At 72.5% G+C, this 15,067-nt stretch carries 15 protein-coding genes; 10 read left to right on the forward strand and 5 right to left on the reverse strand.

What is annotated here, in order from left to right; genetic code table 11:
- Nucleotides 1–15: 15 nt before the first annotated feature.
- The 4 genes from GCL84_RS17180 to mptB all read right to left on the reverse strand — a co-directional run bounded on the left by GCL84_RS17180 (nucleotide 16) and on the right by mptB (nucleotide 4,596).
- Nucleotides 16–978 carry a COX15/CtaA family protein gene (locus tag GCL84_RS17180; protein WP_156756487.1) on the reverse strand — a complete coding sequence of 321 codons (963 nt, stop codon included), beginning with the start codon at nucleotides 976–978 and terminating at the stop codon, nucleotides 16–18.
- Between the two features lie 296 nt (nucleotides 979–1,274).
- Nucleotides 1,275–1,991, reverse strand: coding sequence for an ABC transporter permease (locus GCL84_RS17185; protein ID WP_156756531.1), 717 nt, complete (start codon nucleotides 1,989–1,991; stop codon nucleotides 1,275–1,277).
- 56 nt (nucleotides 1,992–2,047) lie between these two features.
- Entirely contained in the window at nucleotides 2,048–2,974 is a 927-nt protein-coding gene (locus GCL84_RS17190) for an ABC transporter ATP-binding protein (RefSeq protein WP_156756488.1), read from the reverse strand.
- Between the two features lie 11 nt (nucleotides 2,975–2,985).
- Nucleotides 2,986–4,596 (reverse strand): polyprenol phosphomannose-dependent alpha 1,6 mannosyltransferase MptB, encoded by a 1,611-nt coding sequence (gene mptB / locus GCL84_RS17195; protein ID WP_156756489.1) that lies wholly within the window; start codon nucleotides 4,594–4,596, stop codon nucleotides 2,986–2,988.
- 54 nt (nucleotides 4,597–4,650) lie between these two features.
- On the opposite strand from mptB, the gene GCL84_RS17200 reads away from it, so the two are divergent.
- The 9 genes from GCL84_RS17200 to mug all read left to right on the forward strand — a co-directional run bounded on the left by GCL84_RS17200 (nucleotide 4,651) and on the right by mug (nucleotide 12,253).
- Complete coding sequence (locus GCL84_RS17200; protein WP_235926344.1) at nucleotides 4,651–5,418, forward strand: helix-turn-helix transcriptional regulator; 768 nt, start codon at nucleotides 4,651–4,653, stop codon at nucleotides 5,416–5,418.
- Nucleotides 5,415–6,872 carry a Fe-S cluster assembly protein SufB gene (gene sufB / locus GCL84_RS17205; RefSeq protein WP_156756491.1) on the forward strand — a complete coding sequence of 486 codons (1,458 nt, stop codon included), beginning with the start codon at nucleotides 5,415–5,417 and terminating at the stop codon, nucleotides 6,870–6,872. Before GCL84_RS17200 ends, sufB begins: the two co-directional genes overlap by 4 nt.
- 1 nt (nucleotide 6,873) lies before the next feature.
- On the forward strand, nucleotides 6,874–8,079 hold the full coding sequence (gene sufD, locus GCL84_RS17210) for a Fe-S cluster assembly protein SufD (RefSeq protein WP_156756492.1): 1,206 nt from the start codon (nucleotides 6,874–6,876) through the stop codon (nucleotides 8,077–8,079).
- Nucleotides 8,076–8,396, forward strand: a complete 321-nt coding sequence (locus GCL84_RS17215) for a non-heme iron oxygenase ferredoxin subunit (RefSeq protein WP_156756493.1) — start codon at nucleotides 8,076–8,078, stop codon at nucleotides 8,394–8,396. Before sufD ends, GCL84_RS17215 begins: the two co-directional genes overlap by 4 nt.
- A gap of 120 nt (nucleotides 8,397–8,516) precedes the next feature.
- On the forward strand, nucleotides 8,517–9,290 hold the full coding sequence (sufC, locus tag GCL84_RS17220) for a Fe-S cluster assembly ATPase SufC (protein ID WP_156756494.1): 774 nt from the start codon (nucleotides 8,517–8,519) through the stop codon (nucleotides 9,288–9,290).
- 51 nt (nucleotides 9,291–9,341) lie between these two features.
- Nucleotides 9,342–10,634, forward strand: a complete 1,293-nt coding sequence (locus GCL84_RS17225) for a cysteine desulfurase (RefSeq protein ID WP_156756495.1) — start codon at nucleotides 9,342–9,344, stop codon at nucleotides 10,632–10,634.
- Nucleotides 10,634–11,074, forward strand: coding sequence for a Fe-S cluster assembly sulfur transfer protein SufU (sufU, locus tag GCL84_RS17230; protein WP_156756496.1), 441 nt, complete (start codon nucleotides 10,634–10,636; stop codon nucleotides 11,072–11,074). The genes GCL84_RS17225 and sufU overlap by 1 nt, the downstream gene beginning before the upstream one ends.
- A 7-nt stretch (nucleotides 11,075–11,081) precedes the next feature.
- Nucleotides 11,082–11,504 (forward strand): metal-sulfur cluster assembly factor, encoded by a 423-nt coding sequence (locus tag GCL84_RS17235; RefSeq protein WP_156756497.1) that lies wholly within the window; start codon nucleotides 11,082–11,084, stop codon nucleotides 11,502–11,504.
- A gap of 179 nt (nucleotides 11,505–11,683) precedes the next feature.
- The gene (gene mug, locus GCL84_RS17240) at nucleotides 11,684–12,253 is read left to right on the forward strand and encodes a G/U mismatch-specific DNA glycosylase (protein WP_156756532.1); all 570 of its coding nucleotides are present in this window, start codon (nucleotides 11,684–11,686) and stop codon (nucleotides 12,251–12,253) included.
- Here mug and GCL84_RS17245 read toward each other — a convergent pair.
- The gene (locus GCL84_RS17245) at nucleotides 12,186–13,310 is read right to left on the reverse strand and encodes a lycopene cyclase family protein (RefSeq protein ID WP_197523315.1); all 1,125 of its coding nucleotides are present in this window, start codon (nucleotides 13,308–13,310) and stop codon (nucleotides 12,186–12,188) included. The two genes, mug and GCL84_RS17245, sit on opposite strands and share 68 nt — an antisense overlap.
- A 104-nt stretch (nucleotides 13,311–13,414) precedes the next feature.
- Between GCL84_RS17245 and GCL84_RS17250 the strand changes: the two genes are divergently transcribed.
- Nucleotides 13,415–14,974, forward strand: coding sequence for a deoxyguanosinetriphosphate triphosphohydrolase family protein (locus GCL84_RS17250; protein WP_156756499.1), 1,560 nt, complete (start codon nucleotides 13,415–13,417; stop codon nucleotides 14,972–14,974).
- Nucleotides 14,975–15,067 lie beyond the last annotated feature (93 nt).

The raw sequence follows: 15,067 nt of genomic DNA on the forward strand, positions 1-15,067 counted from the left end.
CGTCTTGCGGGCGCCTCACGCGGGGACGGTCACCCGCTCGCCCTCGCGCACGACGGCGGGGCGCTCCCACGCCCCCGCCCACAGGTTCGCCGTGGCCCAGATGACCACCGTCGCGCCCAGCACGTGCAGCGACACCAACACCTCGGGCACCCCGGTGAAGTACTGGGTGAACCCGAGCGCGCCCTGCGCCAGGACGACGACGACCAGCACGGCGTAGCGGCGCCACAGCAGCGCGGGGGTGTCCCCGGTGCGCCGCAGGATGACCCCGACCGCCACCAGCAGCGCCAGGAAGACGTAGAGGAAGGCCGCGTGCACGTGCGAGAGCACGTCGACCGGCAGGTCCAGGCGCGGTGTCGCGGGGTCGCCCGCGTGCGGGCCCGCGCCGGTGACCATGGTGCCGACGACCAGCAGGCCGACGAGCACGCCCGCCAGCACCGGCAGCAGCCTGCCCAGCACGGCCGGGCCGCGCGGCACGGCGGGCCCGGGCCCCTCGTCGATCGCGTTGAGGTACAGCGTGGCCAGCCAGATCATGAGCATCGAGGCGAGCAGGTGCACCGCGACGATCCACCACAGCAGGTCCAGCCGCACCGTGACCCCGCCGATGATCCCCTGGATGGCCACACCCACCGGCATCACCAGCGCCAGGCGCACGTAGCGCGCGCGCCGCGGCCGGTCGAGGTAGGCGAGCACGAACGCGGCGATGGCGACGACCCCGACGAGCCCGGTCAGCAGCCGGTTGCCGAACTCGATCCACTGGTTGAGCATCGCGTACTCGGGGTGCTCGACCGGGACCATGCTGCCCGGCAGGCAGTTCGGCCACTCGCTGCACCCCAGTCCGGAGCCTGTCACCCGGACGACGGACCCGGTGACGGCGATGAGCGACTGCGTCACCACCGTGGCGATCCCGACCGCCCGCTGCACGCGCACGCTCGCCGGGGGGATGCGGTCAAGACGGTCTTTGAGGGTTTGCAGCGCCACGACGAGATGGTATGTGGGCGGTCTCGGTGATCCTCTGGCGACCCCCGGCGCGAGTGATCTCCTTATCGCCCGAGGGGCCGCTCCGCAGGGTGAAGGCTCGAAAGTGTGGTCATCTTCGCGAAAGGGCTCCACGCAACGATCACGCGGCACTACACTGCGTTGCGGAAGGCGAACTCCCCCATCGCCTTCCCTCTGGGCTACCGCCGGACTGGTCACTCCCCCCACGACCCGTCCGGCGGTAGCGTTTTCCCAGGAGAATGAGAGCGCTGCCGAACCGGATCTCAGCCGTGCCGCGGTCAGGTCAGCTTGGTGGTCCGCGTGGCCGCGAACGCCCCCAGGCCGCCCCACGCCAGCAACGACACCCACACCCACCACGCGGGCGCCGACCCGTCGATCAGCGCCTGCGACAGCCCCTCGGTCAGCGCGCCCGAGGGCAGCACCCGCACCACGGCCGCCATCCCCGACGGCAGCGCGTCGGCGCGCAGGACGATGCCGCCCGCCAGCAGCAGCACGAACCAGATCACGTTGGCCAGCGCCAGCACGACCTCGGCCTTGAGCGCCCCGCCCAGCAGCACACCCAGGGCCCCGAAGGTCAGGGTGCCCAGGACCACCAGCGCCACGGCCCACAGCAGCCCGCCCGCCGACGGGGACCAGCCCAGCGCGAACGCGACCAGGCCCAGCACCACGACCTGCACCGCCACCACGGCCAGCGCCGCCGCGACCCGGCCCGCCACCAGCAGCCAGCGGGGCAGGGCGGTGGCCGCGAGCCGCTTGAGCACGCCGTAGCGGCGATCGAAGCCCAGCGCGATGGCCTGGCCGGTGAACGCCGAGGACATGACCGCCAGCGCGAAGACCCGCGGGGTCACCTGGTCCACGCGCGGGTCGGGCATCGCGATGATGTCGAGCAGGCTCAGGCCCACCAGCAGCGCCAGCGGGATCAGCAGCGTCAGCAGGACCTGCTCGCCGTTGCGCAGAGTCAGCCGCGCCTCGGTCCTGGCGTGCACGGCCAGCATGTGGCCGACGCCCGCGCGGCCGGGGGCGGGGGAGAAGGTGCCCGGGGGGAAGGCGGTCACGAGCGCAGCTCCCGCCCGGTGAGCTCCAGGAAGACGTCCTCCAGGCTGCGGCGGCCCACGTTCAGCTCCTCGGCGAGCACGCCCTGCTGGGCGCACCACGCGGTCACGGTCGACACGACCTGCGGGTCGACGACCCCGGTCACCAGGTAGCCGCCGGTGGTGGGCTCGGAGACCCGGCAGCCCTCGGGCAGCGCGGCCAGCAGCAGCGCGGTGTCCATGCCCGACTTGGCCCGGAAGCGCAACCGCTGGGCGTCGGGGCGCTCGGCGGTCAGCTCGCCGGGGGTGCCCTCGGCGACGACCCGGCCCTTGTCGACGATGACCACGTGGTCGGCCAGCGCCTCGGCCTCGTCCATCAGGTGGGTGGTCAGCAGCACGCTGACCCCGTCGCCGCGCAGCGCGGCGACCAGGTCCCAGACGAGCCTGCGGGCCTGCGGGTCCATCCCGGCGGTCGGCTCGTCGAGGAAGACCAGCTCCGGGCGGCCGACTAGCGCGCACGCCAGCGACAGCCGCTGCTGCTGACCGCCGGAGAGCCGCTTGTACGGGGTGCGGGTCGAGCCGGACAGGCCCAGCACGTCGATCAGCCAGGCCGGGTCCAGCGGGTTGGCCGCGCACGCGGCGACCAGCGCCAGCATCTCGCCCGCGCGCACCCCCGGGTAGGCGCCCCCGCCCTGGGGCATGACGCCGATGCGCGCGCGCAGCGCGGCCGAGTCGGCGACCGGGTCCAGGCCCAGCACCCGCACCGAGCCCGCGTCCGCGCGGCGGAACCCCTCGCAGGTCTCGACGGCGGTGGTCTTGCCCGCGCCGTTGGGACCCAGCAGCGCCAGCACGGAACCGCGCTCGGCCCGCAGGGTCAGACCGTCGACGGCTGCGGTGGACCCGTACCTGACGACCAGGTCGGTCACCTCGACGGCGGCGGCGCTCACGACTGTGCAGCCTAAGCCGTGCCCGGGCGCACACGACGTCCGGGCAGCCACTCCCCGCGCGGGATGCGCTTGCGCACCACCACCAGTGCGAGCAGGGTCACCGCGACGGCCGAGAGGATGGCGTACGGGAGCACGAACACCCGCCCGTCGAAGGTCTGCCCGGTGGAGGCCACCACCACCGACAGCGTCGCGCTGACCAGCGTCGCCGCCGTGCGGAACTTGGTGTTCCCGGCCGCGGCGGCCAGCGGGACCGCCGCCCACAGCAGGTACCAGGGCTGCACGGTCGCGCCGAAGACCAGCACCGCGCCCAGGCCGACGCCCAGGCCGGTCAGCGGGCGCAGCTTCCACCGGAACGAGTCCAGCAGCAGCTTCGCCGCGATCAGCGGGCCCAGGACGGCCCCGACCGTGCGGCTGACGGTGACCGCCGCGTCGATGTGGTTGCCCAGGCCCAGCAGCACGCCGAGGCCGCCCGCGCCGAAGCCCAGCGCGGTCATCGGCGCCATCCAGCTCTTGACGGTCGCGGCCGTGTTCAGCGTCGCCACCCAGCCGTAGCCCAGGCCGCTGCCGAACGAGCACGCGCTCAGCACCACCGCGAACACGACGAACAGCCCGCCCGCCGCGGCGAACAGGTGCGACCACCGCCCGCCCATCCGCCTGGCGATCATCACCCCGAGGAAGCCCAGCGCCAGCGCCGCCGGGATCTTCACCGCCGCGCCCAGGGTGATCACCCCGGCGCCCACGGCGTACCAGGCCAGCTCGCCGCGCTGCCACGGCGGGAACGGCCCGTCCGGGGTCACCCTGGGCATCCGGCGCAGCGCCAGCTCGAACCCGACCAGCATCAGCCCGATCGCCAGCGCCTCGTTGTGCACCCCGACGACCAGGTGGAACAGCACCAGCGGGTTGGCCGCGCCCAGCCACAGCGCGCTGACCGGGCTCACCCCGAACCGCCTGGCCAGCCGGGGCAGCGCCCACACGATCATCGCCAGGCCGAACAGGGCGATCAGCCGGTGCATGGCCACGCCCATGACCACGTGGTCGCCGGTCAGCCAGCCCACCGCCTGGCCCAGGGTCAGGAACAGCGGCCCGTACGGCGACGGGGTGTCCCGCCAGATCGTCGGCACGCCCAGCGTCAGCGGGTCGTTGAGGCCCAGCGCCTGCGCCGGGCCGACGGTGTAGGGGTCCAGGCCGAGGCTGACGATCTCGCTCTGCGCCAGGTAGCTGTAGACGTCGCGGCTGAAACTGGGCACGGTGAACGCCAGCGGCGTGATCCACATCGCCAGCGTGCGCGCCATCTGCGGCACCGAAACGGCCCGCTCCCGGCCCGGCCGCGACAGCACGCCCAGCGCCAGCCAGGCCAGCACGATCATGAACACGCCGGTGAACGCGAACGCCAGCGCCACCGTCGTCATCCGGCTGAACAGCCCCAGCACCGGGATCCGGAACACGGGGTTGAACACCGGGGCGGCCCCCGCCCCCAGCGAGCCGATGGTCAGCAGCAGCGACCCGACTGTGCCGAACCGGCGCACCGTGTCGAGTTGCGCGCGCTCCCTGGCGTTGAGCGGCGCGGACCCGCCCGGCGTCCGAGCGGCCCCCTCCTGCTCCTTCGTGTCCCTTGCCACCACGCGCCGAAGGGTAGCGGTGGCCACATCGCGGTGAGCCGGGTCACGCGTTCGGGGATGCGCTTTGCGGGCTCGCCGGAAATAAGACACACTTGTGTTGTGAAAAAGGCCGAGCCGACTCAGCAGGTGGACGGGCGGACGCGTCACAGCGTCGCCCGGCTGCTGCTCGAGCGCGGCGAGGCAACGGCGATCGTCGTCGCCGAGGCGCTGGGGTTGAGCCCGGCCGCCGTCCGCAGGCACTTGGACGCCCTGGTCGTCGACGGGGAGGCGTACACACGCGACGCCCCCCGCCGGACCCAGCGGGGCCGCGGACGACCGGCCAAGCTCTACCTGCTCACCGAGTCCGGGCGCGCCCGGTTCGGTCACGCCTACGACGACCTGGCGATCTCCGCGCTGCGCTTCCTCGCCGAGTCCGGCGGGGAGCAGGCGGTCCGCGCGTTCGCCGCGCGGCGGGTGGCAGGCATGGTCGACCCGCACCGCGCGGCGGTCGCCGAGCACGACGACCCGGCCCAGCGCGCCGAGGCCCTGGCCACGGCGCTCACCAGGGAGGGGTACGCCGCCTCCACGCGCAGCGTGGGCGTCGGCGAGCAGCTCTGCCAGCACCACTGCCCGGTCGCGCACGTCGCCGCGGAGTTCCCGCAGCTGTGCGAGGTCGAGACGGCGGTGTTCGCCGACCTGCTCGGCACGCACGTGCAACGGCTGGCCACCATCGCCAACGGCGACGCGGCGTGCACCACGCACGTCCCGCGGGTCCCCGAGCAGGCCCGCGCGGACCAGCACGGCACCCCAGCTCGAGAAGTTCCGGATGGAGGGAAGTCCCTATGACTGCCGCTGCCGAGCAGCGAACCACCACAGCGACCCCAGCAACGCCGCTGTCCCAGGAGGAGACCCTGGCGTCGTTGGGCCGCTACGAGTACGGCTGGTCCGACTCGGACTCCGCGGGGTCCAGCGCACAGCGCGGCCTCTCCGAAGCGGTCGTGCGGGACATCTCCGCCAAGAAGGACGAGCCCGAGTGGATGCTCGAGTCCCGTCTCAAGGCGCTGCGCCTGTTCGACCGCAAGCCGATGCCGACCTGGGGCTCCGACCTCTCGGGCATCGACTTCGACAACATCAAGTACTTCGTGCGGTCCACGGAGAAGCAGGCCGCCTCGTGGGAGGACCTGCCCGAGGACATCAAGAACACCTACGACAAGCTGGGCATCCCGGAGGCGGAGAAGGCCCGCCTGGTCTCCGGTGTCGCCGCCCAGTACGAGTCCGAGGTGGTCTACCACAAGATCAACGAGGAGCTCGAGAAGCAGGGCGTGATCTTCCTCGACACGGACACGGCGCTCAAGGAGCACCCGGAGCTGTTCGAGGAGTACTACGGCTCGGTCATCCCGCACGGTGACAACAAGTTCTCCGCGCTCAACGGCTCGGTGTGGTCCGGCGGCTCGTTCATCTACGTGCCCAAGGGTGTCCACGTCGAGATCCCGCTGCAGGCCTACTTCCGGATCAACACCGAGAACATGGGCCAGTTCGAGCGCACGCTGATCATCGTCGACGAGGGCGCGTACGTGCACTACGTCGAGGGCTGCACCGCCCCGATCTACTCCTCGGACTCGCTGCACTCGGCGGTCGTGGAGATCATCGTGAAGAAGGGCGGCCGCTGCCGCTACACGACCATCCAGAACTGGTCGAACAACGTCTACAACCTGGTCACCAAGCGCGCCAAGGCCGAAGAGGGCGCGACCATGGAGTGGATCGATGGCAACATCGGCTCCAAGGTGACCATGAAGTACCCGGCCGTGTTCCTGATGGGCGAGCACGCCAAGGGCGAGGTCCTCTCCATCGCCTTCGCGGGCGAGGGCCAGCACCAGGACGCGGGCGCGAAGATGGTCCACATGGCCCCGCACACGTCCTCGACGATCATCTCGAAGTCGGTGGCGCGCGGCGGCGGTCGGACCTCCTACCGCGGTCTGGTCCAGGTCAACAAGCGGGCGCACCACTCCAAGTCCACGGTGAAGTGCGACGCGCTGCTGGTCGACCAGATCTCGCGCTCGGACACCTACCCCTACGTCGACATCCGCGAGGACGACGTGGCGATGGGCCACGAGGCCACCGTGTCCAAGGTCAGCGACGACCAGTTGTTCTACCTGATGTCGCGCGGCCTGACCGAGGACGAGGCCATGGCCATGATCGTGCGCGGGTTCGTCGAGCCCATCGCGCGCGAGCTGCCCATGGAGTACGCGCTTGAACTGAACCGTCTCATCGAGCTCCAGATGGAAGGAGCGGTCGGCTGATATGTCGACAGCACTGCCCGCCGCTCTGGCGAACACCGAGAACAAGGGCCACTCGCACGGGGGGTCGTCGGACGGTCGCAAGACCACCGTCCCCGAGGCCTCCCGCGCCGAGTGGTTCACCTCCTACGACGTCGACGCCTTCGAGGTGCCGACCGGTCGCGAGGAGATGTGGCGCTTCACCCCGATGAAGCGGCTCGCGAACCTGCACACCGGCGCCACCTCGACCGGGGCGGCGACGGTCTCCGCCGACGCCCCGGCCGAGGTGGCCGTGGAGACGGTCGGCCGCGACGACGAGCGCCTGGGCAAGGCGGGCGTCCCGGCCGACCGGATCGCCGCGCAGGCCTACAGCTCGTTCGCCGAGGCCACCGTCGTGACGGTGGCCAAGGAGGCGCGGGCGTCCGCCCCGGTCACCCTCACGGTCGAGGGCCCGGGCGCGGGCAAGGTCGCCTACGGGCACCTGGCCGTGCGCGCCGAGCAGTTCGCCGAGGCCACCGTGGTCATCGACCACCGCGGCTCGGGGACCTACGCGGACAACGTCGAGTTCACGCTCGCCGACGGCGCCAAGCTCACCGTGGTGTCCATCCACGACTGGGCCGACGACGCGGTGCACGTCTCGTCGCACCACGCCTCCATCGGCCGCGACGCGGTGCTCAAGCACACCACCGTCACCCTCGGCGGCGACCTGGTCCGGGTGTCCCCGACCGCCAGGTTCGCCGACAAGGGCGCCGAGGTGGACATGTCCGGGGTGTACTTCGCCGACGCGGGCCAGCACTTCGAGCTGCGCACCTTCGTCGACCACAACCAGGCGAACTGCACCTCGAACGTGGTCTACAAGGGCGCGCTGCAGGGCGAGGGCGCGCACACCGTCTGGATCGGCGACGTGCTGATCCGCGCGGCGGCCGAGGGCACCCAGACCTACGAGCTCAACCGCAACCTGCTGCTCACCGACGGGTGCCGCGCCGACTCGGTGCCGAACCTGGAGATCGAGACCGGCGAGATCGTCTCGGCAGGCCACGCCAGCGCGACCGGCCGCTTCGACGACGAGCAGCTCTTCTACCTGCAGGCCCGCGGCATCCCCGAGGACCAGGCCCGGCGCCTGGTCGTGCGCGGCTTCTTCCACGAGCTGATCCACAAGATCGCCGTCCCCGAGGTGCGCGAGCGCCTGGAGGCGGCCATCGAGGCCGAGCTGGAAGCCGTCGGGACGTGATCCGCGCGGCGGCGTTGTCCGACCTCGACGACGGCAAACCGCACGCCGTCGAGGTCGGCGACACCCCCGTCGTGCTGGTCCGCCAAGGCGACGAGGTGCACGCGCTGCGCGACGAGTGCAGCCACGCCGCGGTGTCGCTGTCGGAGGGGGAGCTGTCCCGCAAGGGGCTCGAGTGCTGGCTGCACGGGTCGTGCTTCGACCTGCGCACCGGCGCCCCCTCCGCGCCACCGGCGACCGAGCCCGTCTCGGTCTACGCCGTCACCATCGACGGTGACGACGTCCTGGTCGACGTCACGACCCCTTTGAACTGTGTTTGATTCCACCCGCCACCCGCCCCCTCGTCCCCGCCCGGCATCGTTCCCGACTCGGTCGGGACAAGAGCGGTCACAGCGGTAACCGGTTTCAAACGCCCGCCACACCTGGAGAAGAGAAGAGCAATGGCCACGCTGGAGATCAAGGACCTGCACGTCTCGGTCGCGACCGAGGACGGTCCCAAGGAGATCCTCAAGGGCGTCGACCTGACCGTGAAGGCGGGCGAGACGCACGCGATCATGGGTCCGAACGGGTCCGGCAAGTCGACGCTGAGCTACGCCGTCGCCGGTCACCCCAAGTACGAGGTGACCTCGGGCGCCATCACCCTCGACGGCGAGGACGTGCTGGAGATGAGCGTGGACGAGCGCGCCCGCGCGGGCCTGTTCCTCGCCATGCAGTACCCCGTCGAGGTTCCCGGCGTGTCGATGTCGAACTTCCTGCGCAGCGCCGCCACCGCCGTGCGCGGCGAGGCCCCCAAGCTGCGGACCTGGGTCAAGGAGGTCAAGCAGCAGCTCGCCGAGCTGGAGATCGACCCGGCCTTCGCCGAGCGCTCGGTCAACGAGGGCTTCTCCGGCGGTGAGAAGAAGCGCCACGAGATCCTGCAGCTCGCCCTGCTCCAGCCCAAGATCGCGATTCTGGACGAGACCGACTCCGGCCTCGACGTCGACGCGCTGCGCGTGGTGTCCGAGGGCGTGAACCGGTACAAGGCCTCCGGTGAGACCGGTGTGCTGCTGATCACGCACTACACGCGCATCCTGCGCCACATCAAGCCCGACTTCGTGCACGTGTTCGCAGGTGGCCGCGTCGTGGAGTCCGGCGGTCCGGAGCTGGCCGACCAGCTCGAGGCCGAGGGCTACGTCAAGTACGCGGGCAAGCAGGAAGCAGCGGGCATCGCCTGACGTTGCACTGAGAACATCACCCGAACTGACGAAGAGGGAGGTGCCGGACAGGTGACCACCACCGTCTCAGCCCCGCTGGACGTCGCCGCCCTGCGCGCCGATTTCCCGATCCTGGGGCGCACCGTGCGCGACGGCAAGCGCCTGGTGTACCTGGACTCCGGGGCCACCTCGCAGAAGCCGACGCAGGTGCTCGACGCCGAGCGCCGGTTCCTGCAGGAGCGCAACGCGGCCGTGCACCGCGGCGCGCACCAGCTCGCCGAGGAGGCCACCGACGCCTACGAGCGCGCCCGCGCGCTCGTCGCGGACTTCGTCGGCGCCCGCGCCGACGAGCTGGTGTTCACCAAGAACGCCACCGAGGGCGTCAACCTCGTCGCCTACGCCATGGGCAACGCCGCCACCTCGGGTCCCGAGGCCGCGCGGTTCCTGCTCGGCCCCGGCGACGAGATCGTGACCACCGAGCTGGAGCACCACGCGAACCTGGTGCCCTGGCAGGAGCTGGCCAAGCGCACCGGGGCGACCCTGCGCTGGTTCCCGGTCACCGACTCCGGCCGCATCGATCTGTCCGACCTGGACACGGTCGTGAACGAGCGCACCAAGGTCGTGGCGTTCGCGCACCAGTCCAACGTGCTGGGCACCGTCACCGACCCGGCGCCGATCGTGGCGCGCGCCAAGCAGGTCGGCGCACTGACCCTGCTCGACGCCTGCCAGTCGGTGCCGCACATGCCGGTCGACCTGCACGCGCTGGACGTCGACTTCGCCATCTTCTCCAGCCACAAGATGCTCGGCCCGTACGGGATCGGCGTGCTCTACGGGCGCGCGGAGCTGCTGGCGGCGCTGCCGCCGTTCCTCACCGGCGGGTCGATGATCGAGATGGTCCGGATGGAGGGCTCGACGTTCGCCCCGCCGCCGCAGCGGTTCGAGGCGGGCACGCCGATGACCTCGCAGGCGGTCGGCCTCGGCGCGGCCGTGGAGTACCTGTCCGAGCTGGGCATGGACCGCGTGGCCGCGCACGAGCACGCGCTCACCGTGGCCGCGCTCGCCGGGCTGGCCGAGATCCCGGGCATCCGGGTGCTCGGCCCGCCGCTGGTCGACGGCGACGTCGCCGACCGCGGCGGCGCGGTGTCCTTCGTGGTCGACGGGGTGCACCCGCACGACGCGGGCCAGGTCCTCGACGACCAGGGCATCGCGGTCCGGGTGGGCCACCACTGCGCGTGGCCGCTGCACCGGCGCCTCGGCGTCCCGGCCAGCGTCCGCGCCAGCGTGTACGTCTACAACGACCTCGACGACATCGACGCGTTCCTCGCCGGTGTCCGCGAGACCCAGCGGTTCTTCGGGGTCGTCTGATGCAGCTCCAGCAGATGTACCAGGAGATCATCCTGGACCACTACAAGAACCCGCACGGGCGCGGTCTGCGCGACCCGTACGACGCCGAGTCGTTCCAGGTCAACCCGACCTGCGGCGACGAGGTGACGCTGCGGGTGCGGCTCGACGGCGAGCAGGTCGCCGACGTGTCCTACGAGGGGCAGGGCTGCTCGATCAGCCAGGCCTCCACCTCCGTGCTCACCGATCTGGTCGTCGGCAAGCCGGTGGGGGAGGCGTTCAAGAAGCTCGACGCGTTCCTGGAGCTCATGCAGGGCCGCGGCGAGGTGGAACCGGACGAGGACGTCCTCGAGGACGGCATCGCCTTCGCCGGGGTGGCCAGGTACCCCGCGCGCGTGAAGTGCGCGCTGCTGGGGTGGATGGCGTTCAAGGACGCAGTCGCGCGAGCCGAGGGAAAGGCGTGATCAGGACATGACCCAGGAGAGCACTGAGACCACCGTTCCCGAGGTGTCGGCCGAGGAGGTCGTCCGCGGCGCCGCCGGGATGACCGACCAGGCCCCGGCGCCCAAGGCCGACGTGGCGTCGGTGGAGGACGTCGAGGAGGCCATGCGCGACGTCGTCGACCCCGAGGTCGGCATCAACGTCGTCGACCTCGGCCTGGTCTACGGCATCCGGGTGGAGGAGGACAACACCGCCACCCTGGACATGACGCTCACCTCGGCGGCCTGCCCGCTCAGCGACGTCATCGAGGAGCAGGCGCGGGTCGCCCTCACCGGCGGGGCCGGGCTGGTCGACGACCTGCGCATCAACTGGATCTGGATGCCCCCGTGGGGCCCGGAGAAGATCACCGACGACGGCCGCGAGCAGTTGCGCGCGCTCGGCTTCACCGTCTGAGTAGACGTGGTGCGAGGGCCCGTCCCGGGTAGCGGGGGACGGGCCCTCGCCGTTCCCGGCAAAGGAAGCGACCAACGGGGGAATCACCCGGATGTGACAAAACCGCACCCGCCGCCAGGGTGACGGTTTCATCCACGCAGGACAGCTTTGTCCCCGGTCTGGGTGGTCCGGTGGCAGCGTTGATCGACTTCTGCTCTCCTGGGGATGTGCCCCGACCGACGCGCGAGCAGCTCGCCGCCGCCCACGACCGCACCATTCCCGACGTCCTCGGCCCCGGCCTCGACGTCGTGTTCTGCGGCATCAACCCCGGCCTGTACTCGGGTTTCACCGGGCACCACTTCGCGAGGCCGGGCAACCGGTTCTGGCCCGCGCTGCACGCCGCCGGGTTCACCCCGCGACTGCTGCGCCCCGACGAGCAGGACCGGCTGCTCGAGTTCGGCCTGGGCGTGACGAACCTGGTCGCCCGCGCCACCGCCCGCGCCGACGAGCTGTCCGCTGAGGAGCTGCGGGCCGGGGGAGAGGTGCTGACGAGCACGATCGCGAAGTACAAGCCGCGGGTGCTCGCGGTGGTCGGCATCACCGCCTACCGCACGGCGTTCGCCAAGCCCAAGGCCGCCATGGGCCCGCAGGAGGACGAGGTGGGCGGGGTGGGCGTGTGGGTGCTGCCCAACCCAAGCGGCCTCAACGCCCACTACCAGCTCGACGGCCTCGCCGCCGAATACCGGCTGCTGCGCGAATCCCTCCGCTGAGCGCCCCCGCGCTGACCAGGTCGCCGCGCAGCCGCCACGGCACGCCACGGAACACCTCGGTCATCGCCGCCGCCGTGCCCGCCACGTCCTCGCGCCCGGTGAGGTACGCCTGCCGCAGGTCCTCGGGCAGCGCGAAGAACGCGTCGAAGAACTCCGGCAGGCCCTCGGCGGGCAGCCGCCGCAGCAGCCGCGCCCCGTGCGCCCGCAGCTCGCGCACCGCCCGCGCCCGCACCGTCCACACAGCCCGGCCGACCGGCTCCCCGGCCGCGACCGCCGCCGCGACCACGGGTGCCACCGCGAACGAGTCGGCGACGCTGTACCCGGTCGCCGGGTGCATCAGCCCGCCCGCCACCCCCACCCCGGCCGCGGGCGGCAGGTCCATCGGGAACCGCACCCGCTCCACCCCGACCGCGCGCGCCGCCACGTCCCCGAGCCGCCGGAGCAACCGCTGCCGCAGCAACTCCACCGACACCCCCGGCCGCGCCACCAACGACGTCTCCTCCACCAGCACGCGCCCGCCGGGCAGCGGCACCGTGTAGAGGAAGCTCGCCACCCCACCGTCCACACACCACCCGTCCATGAACACCACGCGCCCCGGCTCCGGCACGTCCTCGGCCCGCAGCACCAGCCCGAACGCCGTCTGCTCCGCCCGCCTGCCCCGCACCGGTCCACCTGAGACGACCCGGCGGACCCCGCTGGCGTCCACCACGTCCCGGCACGCCAGCCGCCGCCCGGACCCCAGCACCACCGTCGCCCCGCGCTGTCCCCTGCGGACCCCGACCACCGCGTCGTCGACCGCGACCACCCCGTCGCGGTCGAACCCGGCCAGCGCGGAGGCGTTGTCCAGCACCACGTAGCCGCGCCCCAACCGCCTGCCCGACGCCCACACGTCGTCCGACCGGACGGCCTCGACACCCGCGGGCTCCTGCCCCGCCCACATCCCGTAGGTCGCGGGCCACACGTCCCGGGGACCGGGGGAGACCAGCGCCGCCTCCAACCCGCGCGCCGCGCACGCCGCCGCCACCGACCACCCCGCGGGCCCCGCTCCGACCACCACGACATCCACCACCTGATAACACCACAGAAAGCCGTGTCCCGGAGGTCGGTGTCCGCGGTGGCCGCGCCGGATGGACCCCCGGAACACGGCCTAAACTCGCGCCCATGTCGGACGCCGCCACCAACCCCGCCAGGCAGGCCCGCCGCGACCTCGGGGCGGGCGCCGCCGACCTGGCCGCCAGCCCGTTCCGCGCCGACCGGGACCGCATCATCGCCTCACCGTTCTTCGCCCGGCTCGGCGGCGTCACCCAGGTCGTCAGCGCGGCGGGGTCCGGACTGCTGCACAACCGGCTCACCCACAGCCTCAAGGTCGCCCAGGTCGCGCGCGCCATCGCCGAGCGGCTCGCCGCCGACCCGGGCACCGCGCCGCTGCTGGACGAGCTCGGCGGCTGCGACCCCGACGTCGTCGAGGCCGCAGCCCTGGCCCACGACCTGGGCCACCCGCCGTTCGGGCACCTCGGCGAGCGGGTGCTCGACCGGCTCGCCCGGCACCGCTTCGCGCTGCCCGACGGCTTCGAGGGCAACGCGCAGAGCTTCCGGATCATCACCACCATCGACGCCCGCGGCCCGCAGTCGGCCGGGCTCGACCTCACCGCCGCCGTCCGCGCGGCGGTCCTCAAGTACCCGTGGGCCCGCCTGGCAGGCCCCGCCCCGCACCCGCGCGCGGTGCCGGACCCGCCGCGCGGGGCCGCCGAGCCGCACGACGCGCCGGGCACCGGGTCGAGCAAGTTCTCCGTCTACGTCACCGAGCTCGACGACCACGAGCAGGCCAGGCGCCCGTTCGCCGGGCTGCTGCCGGACTGGCAGCAGACCGTCGAGGCGTCGGTGATGGACAACGCGGACGACATCGCCTACGCCATCCACGACCTGGAGGACTTCCACCGCATCGGCGTCCTGCAGCACGCCCCGGTGTCCGCCGAGCTGGGCCAGTGGGAGGCCGACCGGGCGGGCTTCGCCGCGCTGGCCGAGACCGCGCTGGCCGACCAGCGCAGGCCCGGCCACTCGCTGGAGGCCCTGCGCCGCAGGCTGCACGCCCGCGACGGCTGGATGGTCGACGACGACGCATTCGCCGCCGCGGTCTCCCGGGTGCGCGCCGAGCTGGTCGACTCGCTGCTCGCGGTGCCCTTCGACGGCTCGGTGGCCGCCGAGCAGGCCTTCGGCCGGTTCTCGGCGGGGTGGACCGCCCGGCTCGTCAACGGCGTGCACGTGCTCGCCGACCCGCCCACCCGCTCGGGCCACGTCCTGCTCGGCCGCACTCAGTGGCACGAGGTGCAGGTGCTCAAGTTCGTGCACCGCCGGTTCGTGCTGCTGCGCCCCGACCTGGCCCTCTACCAGCGCGGCCAGGCCAGGCTGCTGACCACCCTGGTGGAGGCGCTGGAGACCTGGCTCGACGACCGCTACGAGGCCGACCGCCTCCCGCGCAGGCTGCGCGACCTGGTCGAGCTGGCGCACGCCGAGTACTCGGGCCTGGCCGCCGACCACCCGGAGACCCTGGTCGGGGCCACCGGCCAGGGCCCGGAGGGCCGCACCGGCGTCCTGGGCCTGGCCAGGGGCCGCGCCGTCATCGACTTCGTCGCCTCGCTCACCGACACGCAGGCCTCGGCCCTGCTCGAGGCGCTGTCGGGGCGCACGGGCCAGTTCTGGTCGGACGCGTTCGTCCTCTAGCAGGCCCTGGCACAGGGATCTGCCGCCAGCGCCCCCGCCGCGTGAGAACCTGCCGCGTCAGGCGGCGGCGCCCCGCCGTCGATGCCGCCCAGC

The sequence above is a fragment of the Actinokineospora pegani genome, assembly GCF_009745975.1.
Classification (GTDB): domain Bacteria; phylum Actinomycetota; class Actinomycetes; order Mycobacteriales; family Pseudonocardiaceae; genus Actinokineospora; species Actinokineospora pegani.